Genomic DNA, 16,313 nt, shown 5'->3' with positions numbered 1-16,313 from the left:
TCGGCACTCGGTGGGGGTTGACCTTGGAGCATACTCCAGGCTTTAGCCTGAGTGCTCCCTGAATGATTGGAGCATTACCCATGTGGACGCCCGAAAACTATCGCCGGCTGGTACGCGCCGGTGGCTGGTATGACCTGCTGGTGACCGCCGCCTTCGTCACGCCCTGGAGCTTCATGGCCCTGCACGGCCTGCTGCAGGCCCTGCACCAGGGCCTTGGCCTGCCCGGCGCGCTGCCGCCGTTCGAGCCGATGCACCTGTTGCTGGCCAACCTCATGGGCTCGATCGTCTGCGTCTGGTCGGTGCTGCGCATCCGTGACCCGCAGGCGGTATTCGGCCGCTACGACGGGGCGGGGCGCGTGCTGTTCTCCACCTGGCAGATCTACGCGCTGGTGCACGGCGCTACACCACTGATCGCGATCTTCCTGTTCTTCGAACTGGCCTGGGCAGTCGCACAGCTGTGGCCGGTCATGTCGCAGCAGGCCTGATGCCACGGATTGGCACTGCTCTTGTGGGAGGGGCTTCAGCCGCGACCCTCCGAAGCTCAGAGCCACACCGAATCCCATAGCGGGTAGTCGCCCACTCGGTTGACCAGGCCTGCCCGCAATGGATTGGCGACGATGTAACGCGCGGCCGGCAGAATGTCTTCCTCACGGCGCAGCGCTCGATCATGGAAGCCATCCTGCCAGAGCCTTCCCTGTTGGCCGGACAGTGCATTGACGCGCTTGGCGCTGCGTCCCTTGATGCGGCGCATCAAATCGCTGAGTGAGCCCTGCTTCAAGACGATCAGCCAGTGCAGGTGATCGGGCATGAGGACCCAGGCCAGAGAGTCGGCGAGTCCATCTTGCTGAGCGGCTCTCAGCTCGGCAACGACGAGCCGACCAACAGTGAGGTCCGAGAATAGCATCTTGCGGTTTTCGGTCGTGGCGGTGAGTAGATAGATACGCTGGATTTCCGAGACCCGGCCGTTGCGCAAACGGGCTGAGTGGGGCATTCCTTTGCCTCCTGTTCAGGGTATGACAAAGGTATACCTGAAAACCTCTGGTCGCGGCTGAAGCCCCTCCCACGAAGCCGCTTCCAGACGCCGCACTGATCGTGCAGGAACGGCTTCAGCCGCGATTCATTGGTTTCAATGTCCCGGCTGCCAGGGCTGGCCCAGCGATACCGGTGCGTACAGCCGGGTCTTGATCGCATCGCGCGAGAGCAGCACCAGCACCACGATGGTGGCGACGTAGGGCAGCATGGCCAGCAGGTTGGAGGGGATCGACAGGCCGATGCCCTGTGCCACCAGGTGGAGGATGCTGGCCAGGCCGAACAGGTAGGCGCCGAGCAGCACGCGCAGGACCCGCCAGCTGGCGAACACCACCAGCGCCAGGGCGATCCAGCCACGGCCGGCGGTCATGTTCTCCGCCCACATCGGCGTGTAGGCCAACGACAGGTAGCCGCCCGCCAGGCCGGCCATGGCGCCGCCGAACAGTACCGCCAGGGTGCGCACGCGCAGCACCGGCAGGCCCATGGCACTGGCGGCGTCCGGGTTTTCGCCGACAGCCTGGATGATCAGGCCGATGCGGCTTTTCAGCAGCACCCAGGTGACCAGGGCGAAGAGGGCGAACGACAGGTAGATCAGCACGTCCTGGGCGAACAGCATGCGCCCGACCAGCGGAATGTCCGCCAGCAGCGGGATGACGATGGGCTCGAAACCGGACAGCGGCTTGCCGACCCAGGCGGCGCCGACGAAGGTGGACAGGCCGACGCCGAAGATGGTCAGCGCCAGGCCGGTGGCCACCTGGTTGGCGTTGAAGCCCAGCGCCACGGCGGCGAACAGCAGTGACAGCAGCATGCCGGCGGCGATCGCCAGCAGCACGCCCAGCCACAGGCTGCCGGTGCTCAGCGCGACGATGAAACCGATCACCGCGCCGAACAGCATCATGCCTTCCTGGCCGAGGTTGAGCACGCCGCTCTTCTCGCACACCAGCTCGCCGAGGGCCACCAGCAGCAGCGGCGTGCCGGTGCGCACCATGGCGTAGAAGATATTGGTCAACAGGTCGAGATCCATATGCGTCACGCCTCAAGCTGCAAGCGGCAAGAAAAAGAAGGATGGAGGTAGGTCACGCGGCGGACTCCTGCTTGCGGCTTGTGGCCTGCAGCCTGAAGCGCCATGCGAAGCGTGGCTTGTAGAGAATCAGCACGTCGCAGGCCAGCAGGTAGAACAGCATCATCCCCTGGAACAGCTGGGTGATCGCCTGCGGCAGGTTGAGGTTCATCTGCGCGTTCTCGCCGCCCAGGTAGAGCAGCGCCATCAGCAGGCTGGCGACGACGATGCCGAGTGGGTTGAGGCGGCCGAGAAAGGCTACGGTGATCGCCGCATAGCCGTAGCCGGGGGAAACCTGCGGCACCAGCTGGCCGATGGGGCCGGCCACTTCACCGACGCCAGCCACACCGGCCAGCGCGCCGCTGACCAGCAGGGCGAACCACACCAGGCGTTTCTCGCGAAAGCCGACGAAGCCGGCGGCACGGCTGTCGAGGCCGAGCACCTTGATCTGGAAACCGAGAAAGCTCCTGTGCAGCAGCACCCACACCGCCACCAGGGCCAGCAGCGCCAGGTACAGGCCACCGTGCAGGCGGCTGTCCTCGCTGAGCAGCGGCAGGCGGCTGGCATCGCCGAACATGGCCGACTCGGGAAAGTTGAACCCGGCCGGGTCCTTCAGCGGGCCGTGGACGAAGAACAGCAGCAGGTTCAACGCGATGTAGTTGAGCATGATGCTGGTGAGGATCTCGTTGGCGTTGAACTGCGTGCGCAGCCACGCGGTGAGCCCGGCCCAGGCCGCGCCGGCGCAGGTGCCGGCGAGCACCACCCAAGCCAGGGCCCAGCGGCTGTCCCAGTCGATCAGTTGCAGGGCCATGGCGCTGCCGGCCAGTGCGCCCATCAGCAATTGGCCTTCGGCGCCGATGTTCCAGATGCGCGCCTGATAGGCCACGGCCAGGCCGAGGGCGCAGAGCAGGATCGGCAGCGCCTTGACCAGCAGCTCGGACACGCCATACCAGTCGCTGAGCGGGGCGATCAGCAGGGTGTGCAGGGTCTCCAGCGGGTCATGCCCGAGCAGGGTGAACAGCAGCACGCCGCTGAGCAGGGTCAGCACGGCGGCGAGCAGGGGCGACAGCCAGAGCATGAGGCGCGACGCCTGGCCGCGGGGTTGCAGGGATAACAGCATGACGGCTCCGTCAGCAGGCCGCGGCAGCGGCGGGTTGATCGAATTCACCGGCCATCCAGCGGCCGACTTCCACGGTACTGACCTGCGCGGTCTCGCTCAGCGGCGACAGGCGCCCGCTGCACAGCGCACCGATGCGGTCGCTGATCTGGAACAGCTCGTCGAGGTCTTCGGAGATCACCAGGATCGCCGCGCCGGCATCGCGCAGGGCGATCAGCGCGCGATGGATGGCGGCGGCCGCGCCGACGTCCACGCCCCAGGTCGGGTGCGCGGCGATCAGCAGCCTGGGCTGTTGCAGGATTTCCCGGCCAAGGATGAACTTCTGCAGGTTGCCACCGGACAGGCTGCGCGCGGCCGTGTCGGCATCCGGGGTCTTCACCGCGAAGCGGCGGATGATCTCCTCGGCCAGTGCATGCACCTTGCCCCGCTGCACCAGGCCGGCCTTGACCAGACCCTGGCCGAAGGCGGTGAGCAGCGCGTTGTCGACCAGGCTCATCTCCGGCACCGCGCCGTGGCCGAGGCGTTCGGCGGGGACGAAGGCCTGGCCCAGCTGGCGCCGTGCGTCCGGGTACAGGTTGGCCACAGGCGCCGCATCGAGGCTGATGCGCTCGCGCTCGGCACGGGGCAGGCGGCTTTCACCGCTGAGCAGGGCGAGCAGCTCGTCCTGGCCATTGCCAGCCACCCCGGCGATACCGACGATCTCGCCACAGCGTACCTCCAGGTGAATGTTCTGCAGCGAGCAGCCGAACGGGTCGGGGTTGTGCCAGCTGAGGTCATCCACGCGCAGGCGTGGCAGGCCGCCGCTGACTTTCGCGTAGCTGCTTTCCAGGCCCTCGGCGTCGCCGACCATCAGCCGCGCCAACTGCAGATCGCTGCACTCGGCCGGCAGGCAATGACCGGATACGCGCCCACCGCGCAGTACCGTGGCGCTCTGGCACAGCGCGCGCACCTCGCCGAGCTTGTGGCTGATGAAGAGGATGCTGCAGCCCTCGGCGGCCAGGCGGCGCAGGGTGACGAACAGCTCGTCGGCCTCCTGTGGGGTGAGCACCGACGTCGGCTCATCGAGGATCAGCAGCTTGATGTCCTGCATCAGGCAACGGACGATTTCCACCCGCTGGCGCTCGCCAATGGACAGGCTGTGTACCAGGCGCGTCGGCTCCAGCGCCATGCCGTAGCGCTGCGATACCTCGCGAATCCTTGGCTCCAGCTGCTTCGGCGTACCGGCGCCCGCGCCCATCGCCAGGGCGATGTTCTCGGCCACGCTCAGGGTCTCGAACAGCGAGAAGTGCTGGAACACCATGCCGATGCCCAGGCGGCGCGCCATGGCCGGGTCGCGCATGGTCAAGGCCTCACCCTGCCAGCGAATCTCTCCGTTGCTGGGCTGGGTGACGCCGTAGATGATCTTCATCAGGGTGCTCTTGCCGGCACCATTCTCGCCGAGCAGGGCGCGTATCTCGCCGGGGGCGATGCTCAGGTCGACGCGGTCGTTGGCCAGGCAGCCGGGGTACTGCTTGCTGATGGACGTCAGCTGCAGGCGCGGGAAATCGGGTGAGGCGGACATGGAAAGCGCTCATGGAAGTAACTGAGCGGGGCTAAAGCAAAAACTTGGCCAGAGAGTCAGAAAATCCTGGCAGGGGGCTTGCCGCCTGGAGTGGCGAATGTCCATGCCCGGCATTGGTGCGCGTCGATCCACCGCGGGCATCCCGCGCACCGTATTTGCGCGTACCTCGGCAGGCGCCACGATGCTTGTCACGAATCCGTGGGACAGGCCTTGGCCGCGACTGCGACCCTGCTGGCAATCTGGGTGCATGTCCGGCATCTACCCTCGCTCAGGAGACTGGCGCCTGTACATGAAGGCCAGGGCCCTGTTCGAGGGGGTGTTTGCCGCGTTCTTCGGCTGCGCCGCTTGCAAACTGCTGGTCAGCGAGATCAGGGCGTAGGGTGGATAGCGCGAAGCCTGTCCACCCAGGCGGCGGGCTCGGTGCGAGCGTGACGCTGCCCGACCTGCAACGGTTCGAGTTCAGAGAAAAACGCCAACCAGTATGAGCATCCAGAGCAGAGCCCCGGGGATGATGAACAGCAGGTTGTAGCCGCTGATTCGGGCGTTGCTCTTGCCGGTGTCATCGCCGCTGGCCTGGTTGGCGTGCTGCTGGATCTGCGCCAGGGGAAGGGCGGGGACCGCCACGCAGCCGATCAACAGCAGCAGGTCGAGAACACCGTTCTGCATCTCCACGCGGAACAAGCCATTGTTGGCCACGGCCAGGGCAACGTAGAGCCAGGCGGTGCCCGAGTAATCCCACGACGCCAGGCCCTGGCGCTGCTTGTGTTCACTGATCAGACGGCACAGCGAGTGGGTGAAAAATATCTGGAAGATCGAGCGTGCCGCCGGCGCGATCTTCCTGGGCAGCATCGCGGCGCGTTGGCTGTCCCACTGCTTGTAGAACCAGTAGATGGCGTACAGGCCGAAGGTGGCGAAATACAGCAGATGGAGCTTGTCCCTGGAGGTGACGAAGAAGGCGCTACGGGAAGGGGATTGTTCGTCCAGCAGTTCGGCTTTCGGGGGCTGATACAGGTTGTCCATTTACCTAGACCCAGGTCGTGGTTGGGGAGGCTCGCATCCTGCGAGTGTGTTCAAGGCCGGTAAGGTACAACGATCACGCGCCCCGGGTTGTGCGCTCGGGCGCGAAAGTGCTTCGTTCGGCTAAAAGACCGGGGCGGGCAGGCGTTGCCCGCCCCTGATGCTGCACGCGCGAAGGGGAGGCGTTACCAGGGCAGCGGGTTGCCCTCGTAGTCCTGGTAGCGCAGCCCGGCCTGGCCTACGGCGGCGCTGACCTGCGCGACCATGCCCTTGCAACTGCTGGCGATATCCAGCGGGGCATCGGCGCCGCCCATGTCGGTGCGCACCCAGCCCGGATGCATCAGCAGGACCCCGAGGCCGGGGTTGTCCTGAGTCCGCACGAAGCACTGCGCAAGGTGGTTGAGCGCAGCCTTGCTGGCGCCGTACAGCGGCATGCCGAGACCGGCACCGGCCTCGATGCTGCCGAGGATCGAACTCATCAGCACGATCAGCCCGTGCCCGCTGGCCAGGTTCGCCAGCAGGCGCTCGGCCACGCGCAGCGGGGCGACGGCGTTGGTCAGGAACAGCTGGCCCATTTCCTCGGCGTTGGCCTGTGCGGTGCTGTGGTGTGACGGGCCGGCGACCCCGGCGTTGACGAAGATGACGTCGAACTGCTGACCGCTCAGGCGCTGGGCCAGCTGTTCGAGGCTGGCGGCGTCGGTCATCTCCAGCTGCTCCACACGCACACCGGGCAGTGCCAGCAGCGGCGCCTGCTGTGCGGCGCTGCGCACGGTGGCGGTAACGGCCCAGCCCTGGGCGACGAATTCACTGGCCAGGCCGAGGCCGAGGCCGCGTGAGGCTCCGATGATCAGGATGGATCGGGGCGCGGTCATATCAGGCTCCATGAGGGATGAGAGGGACGGCTCAGCATAGCGCAGTTACTCCGCCAGCCAGGCACCCTGGCTGCGACCATGGCCGGTGTCGCGGTCGTAGTCTCGTTCTCGTTCGACATGCCGTTGCAGCACGGCACTGGCGCGCTGGTTGGCGTGCCGTTGCAGCTCGCTGCAGCTGGGGGACTCAGCCGTGGCCAGCAACGCGGCATCGATGTCGGCGGCGGCCGCCTGACCGATGCGGTAGTGCCCCAGCTCATGTTCGCGCAGCGCCTGCAGGTACTGCGCGAAGCGCTGGCGTTGCCGGGCGTCGCCACCGCCGAGGCGCGGCAGGGTCACCTGTGCGCTCAGCCGGGTGCGGCTCAGGGTCAGGCGGCAGCGTCCGTCGCGCGCCTCCTGCCACCAGTAGTTCCACGTCACGTCCCAGCGTGTGTAGGCGTGGTAGACCTGCCCGTTCTGGCGAATCGTCGAGGCCTGGCTGAGTGCCTGGCGCAAGGACTCGCCGGCGACGACGGTCACGTCGTAGTACTGGTACTGCAGCTGTTCTTCCACCTGCGCCTGTGCGTTCAGGCTCATGCCCAGCAGCAGGAGCGGACGCAGGCGCTTCATGGCTTGTGCAACTGCTCGCGGCCACGGCTGATGTCGGCCAGCAGGCGGGCCAGGGCGTCCTGGCGTTCGGCCGGCACGGCCAGTTGCAGGCGCGCACCACTGGCATCGTACTCTTCGCTGGCGAGCAGGGCGTCGAACTCGCCCAGGCGTGCCTTGAACAGCGGCAGCTCGGCGAACTGCAGGTGACAGCTGAGCGCCAGGCGCGTCACCAGTTCCTCGCGCTCGCCCAGCTGCAGGCATCTGGCTGCGCTGCCGCCATAGGCCCGTGCGAGGCCACCGGTGCCGAGCTGGATACCGCCGTACCAGCGAATCACCAGCACGGCCACCTGGTCGCAGTCCTGTCCTTCGATTGCGGCGAGGATTGGCCGGCCAGCGGTGCCGCCGGGTTCGCCGTCATCGTTGAAGCGGTACTGGTTGCCGACCTTCCACGCCCAGCAGTTGTGCGAGGCGGCCAGGTCACTGTGGCGGTCGATGAAGGCCTGGGCCTCGGCGGCGCTGGCGACCGGCGCCGCGAGCGCGAGAAAGCGGCTCTTGCGGATCTCCTCGCGGTATTCGCTGGGGCCGAGCAGGGTACTGGGCATATCGGTTGGCCGGACAATGAAAAACGCCCGCCAGTATAAGCCTGGCGGGCGTCATGCTGCGCGACGTGGCGTCAGGCGCCGATCACGCCGCCGTCCTCGCGGCGGATCACCACCACCGTGGAGCGTGGGCGCATGCCGTCGCGGTGGTCCGGGAAGCTCGACTGGCCATCCTCGCCGGGATGCTGCACGCCGACGAACAGGGCGCGCTGGTCCGGGGCGAAGGCCACGCCGGTGATCTCGCAGCCGCGCGGGCCGACCAGGAAGCGGCGGATCTCGCCGCTGAGCGGGTCGGCGCAGAGCATCTGGTTGTTGCCCATGCCGGCGAAGTCACCCGCGTCGCTGTAGTTGCCGTCGGTCTGGATCCACAGCCGGCCGTCCTTGTCGAAGGCCAGGCCATCGGGGCTGTTGAACATGTTGTCGGCATTGACGTTGGCCGAGCCTGCATTGGCGCTGCCGGGATGTGCCTGCGGATTGCCGGCGACCACGAACAGGTCCCACTCGAAGCGCTCGGCAGCCGCATCACCACCGGCTTCGCGCCAGCGCAGGATCTGCCCGTAGACGTTGTTGGCGCGTGGGTTGGCCGCGTCCACCGGCTGGCCTTCCGTGCCGCGCTGGACGTTGTTGGTCAGGGTGCAGTAGACCTGGCCGTCTTTCGGGCTGACGGCGATCCATTCCGGGCGGTCCATGCGCGTGGCGCCGACCTGGCTGCCGGCGGCACGGGCGCGGATCAGCACGTCGCCATGGTCGCTGAAGCCGTTCTCGCGGGTCAGGCCGTTGTGACCGAAGGCCAGCTTGAGCCACTGGCCGCTGCCGCGCTGCTCGCCTTCCTGGCCGCCGAGACGCGCGACATAAAGGTCGCCGTGGTCCAGCAGGTGGCGGTTGGCGGCAGGGTCTTCGGCCTTGAAGCGATCACGGCTGACGAACTTGTAGATGAACTCGCCGCGCTCGTCGTCGCCCATGTACACCACCACGTGGCCGTCGCGGCTGGTGGTGATTGCGGCGTTCTCGTGCTTGAAGCGGCCCAGCGCGGTGCGCTTGATCGGCCTGGATTGCGGATCGAACGGATCGATCTCGGTGACCCAGCCGTGGCGGTTCACTTCGTTGGGATGACGGCTGATGTCGAAGCGCTCGTCGTACAGGTGCCAGCGGTTGTCGCTGGCGCCTTCGAGCTTGACGCTGTAGCGCTTCTGCGCGGGCGTCAGGGCCAGCGTGGCGTCGCTGCTGCCGAAGCAGTCGGTGAAGTTTTCCTCGCAGGTCAGGTAGGTGCCCCACGGGGTCATGCCGCTGGAGCAGTTCTGGAAGGTGCCGTGCGGGGCGATACCCGCCGGGTCGGCTGCGGTCTTCAGCAGGTCGTGGCCACGCGCCGGGCCCGCGAACTCCATCGGCAGGTTGGCGTGGATACGGCGGTTGTAGGGCGAGCCCTGGACGAACTGCCAGGCGCCGGCGGCGTCACGACGCACCTCGATGATGGTGACGCCCACGGCCGCCTGGGCCTTGCGCACGTCCGCCAGCGACTGCGGCGGTTTGCCGTGCTGCAGCAGGTACTGGTAGTTGCAGTATTCGTTGTTGATGGCCATCAGCGCGCGGTCGCTGTCGCCTGGCCAGGGGAAGAAGCTCATGCCGTCGTTGTTCTCGCCGAACTGGCCGAGCTGCTCGGCGGCGCTGTGGCTGCCGTCACCGCGGTAGGCGGCGGAGTCGTCATGCAGCGGCTGGCCCCAGCTGATCAGCGGATCGAAGCGGTAGCCGGCCGGCAGGGTGATGGTGTCGGCACGGGTGGCGGCCAGGTTGGCGAAGCCGAACGTCGAGTTGGCTTCGGCGATCCCGGCAGCCAGGGCGCTGCGGCCCAGCGGGCTGCCGGCGAGAAACAGTGCGGCGCCGGCCAGGGCGCCGGTGCCGATGAAGCGACGGCGGCTGATCGCCAGGCGCTGCAGGTCGGTCGATTCGTTGTCGTGCATGTTTGGCCACTCTTCGTCAGTTGGTGGCCGGCAGACTAGAGCGGGTTTGTGACGACGAGGTTACCGTGGCGTGGCTTGCAGGCCGCAGCCCTTGAGGATGATCTGCACCAGCTGGTCCGAGGCTTCCTCGAAGTCCTGCTTGGTCAGGCGCGAACACTGCTTCACCCGGCAGATCTGCGAGGCGAAGTCGGCATAGTGCTGGGTGCTGCTCCAGAGCAGGAAAATCAGGTTGATCGGCTCGACCGGGTCCATCTTGCCGGCGGCGATCCAGGCTTCGAACACGGCGGCACGACCCCGGAACCACTCCAGGTAGTTCTGGTTGAAGTACTGCGACAGGCAGTCGCCGCCGCTGATGACTTCCATGGCGAAGATGCGCGAGGCCTTCGGGTGGCGGCGGGAGAACTCCATCTTGGCGCGGATGTAGCGATCCAGGGCCTCGGCCGGGTCGTCGTCCACGGTCAGGTGGTTGAAGGTGCTGTCCCACAGTTCGAGGATGTTGCTCAGCACCGCCAGGTACAGGCCCAGCTTGTTGCTGAAGTAGTAGTGCAGGTTGGCCTTGGGCAGGCCGACGTTCTGCGCGATGGTGTTCATGCTGGTGCCCTTGAAGCCATGGCGGGCGAACTCTTCCTCGGCGGCTTTGATGATGGCTTCTTCGTTCTTCTGGCGGATGCGCCCGGCGGGTTTGCCGTTACTGCTATGGGCGGGGACTTCGAAGGTCATGGGCAATTCCGAACTGAATCAGGGAGCGGAGCGATTGCACTGATACCCCAGCGCTGGCTGGGTGACAAGCTCCATGGCCAGAAAAGTTGCCTGCAGCGCCCCGGTCCGCCATGCGCTGCACGGAGAGGGTGCGCCGCGCACCAGAATGGCGCGGCGCGTGGCGTCGACGAGCGCTCATACCCTGAAGTTGGCGATCAGCCCGTGCAGGTCACGGGTCATGCCGGTCAGCTCGCCGCTGACCTGTACGGTGCTCTGCGCTTCCTGCGCGTTGCTCTCGCTGAGGTATTTGATCTCCAGGGTGTTCTGTTCCACGCCCTGGACCACGGCGGCCTGCTGCTCGGCAGCCGAGGCGATCTGCACGTTGTGGTCGATGATCTGTCCCATGCTGTCGGTGATGGCCTCGAAGATGCTCGCCGTCAGGGTCACCTGTTCGACACTCTGCGCCGCGCTCTGGTGGCTGCCACGAATGATCTTCACCGCGCTGCCGACCTGCTGGCGCAGGCGTTCGATGGTCTGGTCGATCTCGCCGGTCAGCTCGCGCGAGCGGATGGCCAGGCTGCGCACCTCGTCGGCGACCACCGCGAAACCGCGCCCCTGTTCGCCGGCCCGGGCGGCCTCGATGGCCGCGTTGAGGGCCAGCAGGTTGGTCTGCTCGGCGACGCTCTTGATCAGGTCGACGGCCTTGGCGATCTCGCTGCTTTCCTTCTCCACGGCGGTGATGGCGCCGATGGAGTCGTCCATTTCGCTGAACAGCTGGTTGATGCGCGACACGGCGTGATCCACCTGCACGCGGCCCTCGCGGCACTTGTCGCCGGCACTGTTGGCTTTCTCGGCCGTGACGTGAGAGTTCTGGCTGACCTCCTGGACGTTGCTCACCAACTGGCTCATCGAAGTGGCGATGAGCTCCAGCTCGCCTGCCTGGCGCTGGACGCTGAGCTGGCTGGTGGAGGCGCTGTCGCTGACGTTCTGCGCCTTGCCCAGGGTGCTCTCGGAGAACTGCGAGACCTGCGCGATCAGCTGGCTCATGCGGGCCTGCATGTCGTTGAAGTCCTGGGCCAGGTCGCCCAGCTCGTCGCGTGCGGCGGTCTCGACGCGGGTGCGCAGGTCACCTTCGGCCATGCGCCGTGTGGCGCTGCTGAGTGTGGCAATGGCGCCATGCACGGACAGATAGAAGCCGACGAACAGGTAGACCAGCAGGGCCACGGCCAGCGACAGGCACAAGGCCCAGAGCAGCAGTGCACGGAGATTGGCATCGGCGCGTGCCTGCAACAGCGTCGCCGTTTCCTCCAGCAGCAGCCCGGCGGCCTGGTCCAGGCTGGCGACATGGGGCGCGTAGGCCGCGTAGCGTTGCAGCCAGTGCTCGACGGCGTTCTGGTCGAAGTAGCCGCTCTGCGTGTAGGTGTCGACGATCTCGCGCTTGTACAGCGCGGCTGCCTCGCGCGCGGCGTCGCTCATCAGTTGCCGGGCCCGGGCGTTGCCCTTGCCCTCGGCGCCATCGGCGTAGCGCTGCAGGGTGCCGAACTGATTGCTGATGGCCGCGCGCGACGACGATTCGAGAAACCCGTACGCGGTCATGTAGCCGGCGAAGGTGCGGGTCTGGTTGAGCACTTCGTACAGCGGCAGCAACTGGTTGAGCAGCAGGTCGACGTTGCGGTAGATGCGTGGATCGCTGTCCTGGCTCAGCTTCGACAGCGCGGCAATCTCACGCATGTTGGCACTCAGCGCGTGTACCGGGCTGACATGCTCGATCATCTGCGAGCTCAGGCCCTGTACCGAGAGCTTCTTGTCCAGGCTGTAGCCGGGGTCGCTCTCGGCGAGCTGCATGGCGCTGAACTGGCCACCGTCCAGCCAGGCGTTGAGCGTGCTGATGGCGCTGATCAGGTCCTGGCTGCGGCGCTCGATTTCCTGCCTGGCGTCGTCCTTGTTACGGGCATAGCCGATCACGTGCAGGCCGGCCTGGCCCAGGGCCTGGCGATAGACCGGCAGGTAGCGCTCCAGGGTGAGCAGGCCCTGCAGCTCGTGGCGCGACTGTTCGAGGTTCGCGTTGACGTCCAGCAGCTTGCTCAGCGAAAGCCAGCAGTAGGGCAGCATGAACAGGGTAAAGATCAGCAGGAATTTGTGGGCGTAGCGGGCGCGGTTCATCAACGCCAGAACCGGTTTGAAGAAGAACATCATGACCCCTTGCGGTGGAAGACGTGGCGACATCGGCACGGAACTGCCCGAGATAGAGCAGTTCGTGCGCTGCCATCTGGCGAATTGCCAGCAAGAATCCTGCCGTCATCAAACCGGCGACGGCTGCTTGGCGTTCGGCTGCCGTCGCCGCTGTTGCGCCTGCGTGCGTCAGTCCTGTGTCTGAGGCGCTTCCAGTGGCAGCAGCAGGTTCATCAGGATCGCCGTCAGGCCACCGCTGGTGATCGCCGAGCCGAACACGTTCTGCACCAGCCTGGGCATCTGGCTCAGCAGGTCCGGCTGGCTCGACACGCCGAGGCCGATGCCGAAGCTGGTGGCCATGATCAGCAGGCTGCGGCGGTCCAGCGGGGCTTGCGCGAGGATGCGGACACCGGCTGCGGCGACGGTGCCGAACATCACCAGCGTGGCGCCACCCAGCACCGGCTTGGGAATCTGCTGGAGGATCGCGCCAAGCACGGGGAACAGACCCAGCACGATGAGCAGCGCGCCGATGTAGTAGCCGACGTGCCGGCTGGCGACGCCGGTGAGCTGGATGACCCCGTTGTTCTGGCTGAAGGTGGTGTTGGGAAAGGTGTTGAACACGGCGGCGATCAGCGAGCTGACGCCATCGCCGAACACGCCGCCCTTGATGCGTTGCAGGTACTGCGGGCCCTTGATCGGCTGGCGCGAGATCATGCAGTTGGCGGTCAGGTCGCCGGTGGTCTCGATGGCCGTGATCAGGTAGATCAGCGCGACCGGAATGAAGGCCATCCAGTCGAAGTCGAAGCCGTAGCGGAAGGGCAGCGGCAGGCTGACCAGGGGCAGTGCCGGCAGCGCCTTGGGCACCAGCACGCCGGTGAACCAGGCAGCCAGCGAACCGATCAGCAGGCCGATGATGATCGCCGACAGGCGCAGCCAGGGATTGCTCAGGCGGTTGAGGACAATGATGGTCAGCAGCACCAGGGCGCCGAGGGCCAGGTTGATCGGTGCGCCAAAGTTCTCCGCCTTCACGCCGCCGCCGACGTCGGTGATGCCGACCTTGATCAGGCTGATGCCGATGATGGTGATGACGATGCCGGTGACCAGTGGCGTGACGATGCGCTGCAGGCGGCCGATGAAGCGGCTCAGCACCATCTCGATGAAGGCGCCGAAGAAACACACGCCGAAGATCATCGCGAGAATCTCGTCCGGGCTGCCGCCACGCGCCTTGACCATCAGGCCGGCGGCCAGCACGGCGCTGAGAAAGGCGAAGCTGGTGCCCTGCACGCAGATCATCCCGGCGCCGATGCCGAAGGGGCGGCGGGCCTGGATCAGGGTGCCGACACCGGACACCATCAGGCCCATGCTGATCAGGTAGGGCAGTTGTTCGTGCAGGCCGAGCACGCCGCCGATGATCAGCGTCGGCGTGACGATGCCGACGAAGCAGGCCAGGACATGCTGCAGCGCGGCGAAGAAGGCCGGCAGGGGCGCGGGGCGGTCGTCCAGGGCGTAGATCAGGTCGGACGAAGAGGGCGATTCAGTGGTCATGAGCGTTCTCGTGGCAAGTCGGAATCAGGCGGCAGGAACCGACCCACGATGCGGGTCGGTGAGGCGCATCAGAAGTGAACTTTCAGCAGCAGGCTGGCGGTGTTCTGCGTGGTGGTGAAGGCGGCGCTGTCCTGGATGCCGAACTTGTCCTTCCAGTAGCTGTACTCCACGCCGACGTAGACCTGCTTGTCGCCCCAGTCCATGGCCTTGCCCAGGTCGTACTTGATCTGCGGGTTGATGTGGTAGTTGCTGTGGTAGCTGGCGTCGTTGTCCACCACCCAGTCGATGTAGCCGTCGATGAGCAGGTCCGACTTGCCCAGCGGCAGGGTGTAGGACCAGGCCGGTGTCACCTGCCAGACGCCACTGCCATCCGGCTTGCCATCGCCGTTGCGGTCGACGCGGTCGCCATCGGGCTGGCGGTAGTAGAAGTTGAGCTTGAAGAAGTTGAAGCCCGGAACGTCCAGGTCGAAGCCGGGGCCGAGCAGGTAGGCTTCGGTCTCGTCCTCGCCGAATTCGTAGGTGGCCGCCAGCAGCACGTCCTTGACCGGGCCGAACGACAGATCCTTGCCCAGCAGCTTGCCGAACGACAGGCGTGGGCTGAACTCGCCATAGAAGCTGCGTGTATCCCCCGCACCGTTCTCCGCGCCGTTGAAGAACTTCTGGTCGACGAACAGGAACAGGTCGCCCCAGTTCCAGCCGCTGGCATGTTCGAAGGTGAGCGTCTGCTGAATGGCCGGCTCTACCTTGAAGTTCTTGCCGTACAGGTAGGTGAGGCTGTTGTTCTGCCACAGCAGCGGGCTATCGGCGTGTGCCTGGGTGGTCAGCAGCAGGCCGCAGGCGGCGAGCATCATGGTGCGACTGGCGTTCATCTTGGCTCCTGAGGATCATCGTTATTCTTTTTTCCTGTCCATCTGGTCAGGTGAGCGCCCTGTTGCAAAAAGCTATCCAACTGATCAGCTTGCTGGTGAATTGTGTGCAGTGTTGCGGAAAGCCTTGTCCCATCAACTGCATACGAATATTCCTGACTTGGTATTCAGTTTTCGATTCTGCGGCCGAGCGCGTACGCGCCCCGCGATGGGGCGTGCTGCACTCAAGTGGAGCTTAGGGCAGGCGTGGCTCAGCTGCTGGCCAGGGCTTCGAGAAAGCTCTCCAGCACCAGGTGCGCGCGGCGGCCTTTGCGCGTGACTGCCGCCAGGTTGATGTCGTAGAAGCGACTGTCGGGCTTGAGCGCGCGCAGCCGGCCCTGCTGCACCCAGGCCTGGGCATAGTGGTCGGGCAGGTAGCCGATGTAGCGCCCGGTGAGGATGAGAAAGGCCATGCCCTCGCGGTCCGAGGCGCTGGCCGTGCAGTTCAGGGCCTGGTAGTGGCTCTGCACCTCGGGGGGCACGCGGAAGGTCGGGGCGATGGCTTCCTGGGTGTTGAGCCGCTGGTCTTCGAGCTGCTGGTCGTCGACGTAGAACAACGGGTGGCCGACCGCGCAGTAGAGCAGCGAGCGCTCGTCGTACAGCGGCTGGTACTCCAGGCCGGAGAGGGCACTGACCTGTGGCACCACGCCGATGTGCAGGCGCCCGTCGAGCACGCCCTGTTCCACCTCCGAGGGCGGCGTCATGCGGATGTGGATGCGCACGTCCGGCCCCTGCACCTTGAGGCGCGCCAGGGCGTGGGTGATGCGCATGTGCGAGATGGTCACCAGGTTGTCGGTCAGGCCGATGTTCAGTTCACCCCGCAGATGCCGGTGCAGGCCGTTGACCTCGGTGCGAAAGCTCTCCAGCGCGGCGAGCAGCTGCAAGGTGCTCTGGTACACCTCGCGGCCTTCCTCGGTCAGGGCGAAGCCGGCGCGGCCGCGCTGGCAAAGACGCAGGCCCAGGCGCTGCTCGAGGTCGCTCATCTGCTGGCTGATGGCCGAGCGGCCGATGCCCAGGGCACTTTCCGCAGCGGAAAAGCCGCCGCATTCCACCACGCTGCGAAACAGTTTGAGCAGGCGAATTTCAAAGTCGCTGACCTGGGCCAGCGGATCGGGACGACGACTGCTCATATGTTTAGTAGGCCTTGAACTGAAGTTGCAAAGAGTGTTGTTTTACTGACTCTATGCTCATGGC

Annotated in this window: 15 protein-coding genes; 1 reads left to right on the top strand and 14 read right to left on the bottom strand. The window is 66.1% G+C overall.

Annotated elements, in window-relative coordinates:
• The first annotated feature begins 80 nt into the window (after positions 1 to 80).
• On the top strand, positions 81 to 485 hold the full coding sequence (locus EPK82_RS02585; protein WP_134675694.1) for a hypothetical protein: 405 nt from the start codon (positions 81 to 83) through the stop codon (positions 483 to 485).
• Positions 486 to 541: 56 nt separating this feature from the next.
• On the opposite strand, the gene EPK82_RS02580 is transcribed toward EPK82_RS02585, so the two are convergent.
• From EPK82_RS02580 to EPK82_RS02515, 14 genes are all read right to left on the bottom strand, one after another.
• On the bottom strand, positions 542 to 991 hold the full coding sequence (locus EPK82_RS02580) for an REP-associated tyrosine transposase (RefSeq protein ID WP_134675693.1): 450 nt from the start codon (positions 989 to 991) through the stop codon (positions 542 to 544).
• A 135-nt stretch (positions 992 to 1,126) separates the two neighbouring features.
• Entirely contained in the window at positions 1,127 to 2,053 is a 927-nt protein-coding gene (locus EPK82_RS02575; protein WP_037051002.1) for an ABC transporter permease, read from the bottom strand.
• Positions 2,054 to 2,105: 52 nt separating this feature from the next.
• A complete protein-coding gene (locus EPK82_RS02570) occupies positions 2,106 to 3,209 on the bottom strand; it encodes an ABC transporter permease (protein WP_134675692.1) in 1,104 nt (367 codons plus the stop codon).
• Positions 3,210 to 3,219: 10 nt separating this feature from the next.
• Positions 3,220 to 4,767, bottom strand: coding sequence for an ABC transporter ATP-binding protein (locus tag EPK82_RS02565; protein WP_134675691.1), 1,548 nt, complete (start codon positions 4,765 to 4,767; stop codon positions 3,220 to 3,222).
• Positions 4,768 to 5,226: 459 nt separating this feature from the next.
• Complete coding sequence (locus EPK82_RS02560; protein ID WP_134675690.1) at positions 5,227 to 5,787, bottom strand: MFS transporter permease; 561 nt, start codon at positions 5,785 to 5,787, stop codon at positions 5,227 to 5,229.
• 182 nt (positions 5,788 to 5,969) lie between these two features.
• On the bottom strand, positions 5,970 to 6,656 hold the full coding sequence (locus EPK82_RS02555; protein ID WP_134675689.1) for an SDR family oxidoreductase: 687 nt from the start codon (positions 6,654 to 6,656) through the stop codon (positions 5,970 to 5,972).
• A gap of 45 nt (positions 6,657 to 6,701) precedes the next feature.
• Complete coding sequence (locus tag EPK82_RS02550; RefSeq protein ID WP_134675688.1) at positions 6,702 to 7,262, bottom strand: DUF922 domain-containing protein; 561 nt, start codon at positions 7,260 to 7,262, stop codon at positions 6,702 to 6,704.
• Positions 7,259 to 7,843, bottom strand: coding sequence for an IMPACT family protein (locus tag EPK82_RS02545; RefSeq protein ID WP_037050993.1), 585 nt, complete (start codon positions 7,841 to 7,843; stop codon positions 7,259 to 7,261). Before EPK82_RS02545 ends, EPK82_RS02550 begins: the two co-directional genes overlap by 4 nt.
• Positions 7,844 to 7,914: 71 nt before the next feature.
• Positions 7,915 to 9,798, bottom strand: a complete 1,884-nt coding sequence (locus EPK82_RS02540) for a PhoX family protein (RefSeq protein ID WP_037050991.1) — start codon at positions 9,796 to 9,798, stop codon at positions 7,915 to 7,917.
• Positions 9,799 to 9,858: 60 nt separating this feature from the next.
• On the bottom strand, positions 9,859 to 10,518 hold the full coding sequence (locus EPK82_RS02535; RefSeq protein ID WP_037050989.1) for a TetR/AcrR family transcriptional regulator: 660 nt from the start codon (positions 10,516 to 10,518) through the stop codon (positions 9,859 to 9,861).
• Positions 10,519 to 10,692: 174 nt separating this feature from the next.
• On the bottom strand, positions 10,693 to 12,690 hold the full coding sequence (locus tag EPK82_RS02530) for a methyl-accepting chemotaxis protein (protein ID WP_134675687.1): 1,998 nt from the start codon (positions 12,688 to 12,690) through the stop codon (positions 10,693 to 10,695).
• Positions 12,691 to 12,858: 168 nt separating this feature from the next.
• Positions 12,859 to 14,214 (bottom strand): uracil-xanthine permease family protein, encoded by a 1,356-nt coding sequence (locus tag EPK82_RS02525; protein WP_134675686.1) that lies wholly within the window; start codon positions 14,212 to 14,214, stop codon positions 12,859 to 12,861.
• A 68-nt stretch (positions 14,215 to 14,282) separates the two neighbouring features.
• Positions 14,283 to 15,083: an outer membrane protein OmpK gene (locus EPK82_RS02520; protein ID WP_134675685.1), complete on the bottom strand. Its 801-nt coding sequence runs from the start codon at positions 15,081 to 15,083 to the stop codon at positions 14,283 to 14,285.
• A gap of 248 nt (positions 15,084 to 15,331) precedes the next feature.
• Entirely contained in the window at positions 15,332 to 16,249 is a 918-nt protein-coding gene (locus EPK82_RS02515; RefSeq protein ID WP_037050983.1) for a LysR family transcriptional regulator, read from the bottom strand.
• Positions 16,250 to 16,313 lie beyond the last annotated feature (64 nt).

Source organism: Ectopseudomonas khazarica, from assembly GCF_004521985.1.
Classification (GTDB): domain Bacteria; phylum Pseudomonadota; class Gammaproteobacteria; order Pseudomonadales; family Pseudomonadaceae; genus Aquipseudomonas; species Aquipseudomonas khazarica.
Note: the sequence above shows the minus strand (reverse complement) of the source record. Positions and strands in the feature narration are given on the sequence as shown.

Bases quoted from the DNA above. Each gene is read 5' to 3' on its own strand.
- EPK82_RS02585 (WP_134675694.1), top strand. From the start codon at position 81: ATGTGGACGCCCGAAAACTATCGCCGGCTGGTACGCGCCGGTGGCTGG.
- EPK82_RS02580 (WP_134675693.1), bottom strand. From the start codon at position 991: ATGCCCCACTCAGCCCGTTTGCGCAACGGCCGGGTCTCGGAAATCCAG.
- EPK82_RS02575 (WP_037051002.1), bottom strand. From the start codon at position 2,053: ATGGATCTCGACCTGTTGACCAATATCTTCTACGCCATGGTGCGCACC.
- EPK82_RS02570 (WP_134675692.1), bottom strand. From the start codon at position 3,209: ATGCTGTTATCCCTGCAACCCCGCGGCCAGGCGTCGCGCCTCATGCTC.
- EPK82_RS02565 (WP_134675691.1), bottom strand. From the start codon at position 4,767: ATGTCCGCCTCACCCGATTTCCCGCGCCTGCAGCTGACGTCCATCAGC.
- EPK82_RS02560 (WP_134675690.1), bottom strand. From the start codon at position 5,787: ATGGACAACCTGTATCAGCCCCCGAAAGCCGAACTGCTGGACGAACAA.
- EPK82_RS02555 (WP_134675689.1), bottom strand. From the start codon at position 6,656: ATGACCGCGCCCCGATCCATCCTGATCATCGGAGCCTCACGCGGCCTC.
- EPK82_RS02550 (WP_134675688.1), bottom strand. From the start codon at position 7,262: ATGAAGCGCCTGCGTCCGCTCCTGCTGCTGGGCATGAGCCTGAACGCA.
- EPK82_RS02545 (WP_037050993.1), bottom strand. From the start codon at position 7,843: ATGCCCAGTACCCTGCTCGGCCCCAGCGAATACCGCGAGGAGATCCGC.
- EPK82_RS02540 (WP_037050991.1), bottom strand. From the start codon at position 9,798: ATGCACGACAACGAATCGACCGACCTGCAGCGCCTGGCGATCAGCCGC.
- EPK82_RS02535 (WP_037050989.1), bottom strand. From the start codon at position 10,518: ATGACCTTCGAAGTCCCCGCCCATAGCAGTAACGGCAAACCCGCCGGG.
- EPK82_RS02530 (WP_134675687.1), bottom strand. From the start codon at position 12,690: ATGTTCTTCTTCAAACCGGTTCTGGCGTTGATGAACCGCGCCCGCTAC.
- EPK82_RS02525 (WP_134675686.1), bottom strand. From the start codon at position 14,214: ATGACCACTGAATCGCCCTCTTCGTCCGACCTGATCTACGCCCTGGAC.
- EPK82_RS02520 (WP_134675685.1), bottom strand. From the start codon at position 15,083: ATGAACGCCAGTCGCACCATGATGCTCGCCGCCTGCGGCCTGCTGCTG.
- EPK82_RS02515 (WP_037050983.1), bottom strand. From the start codon at position 16,249: ATGAGCAGTCGTCGTCCCGATCCGCTGGCCCAGGTCAGCGACTTTGAA.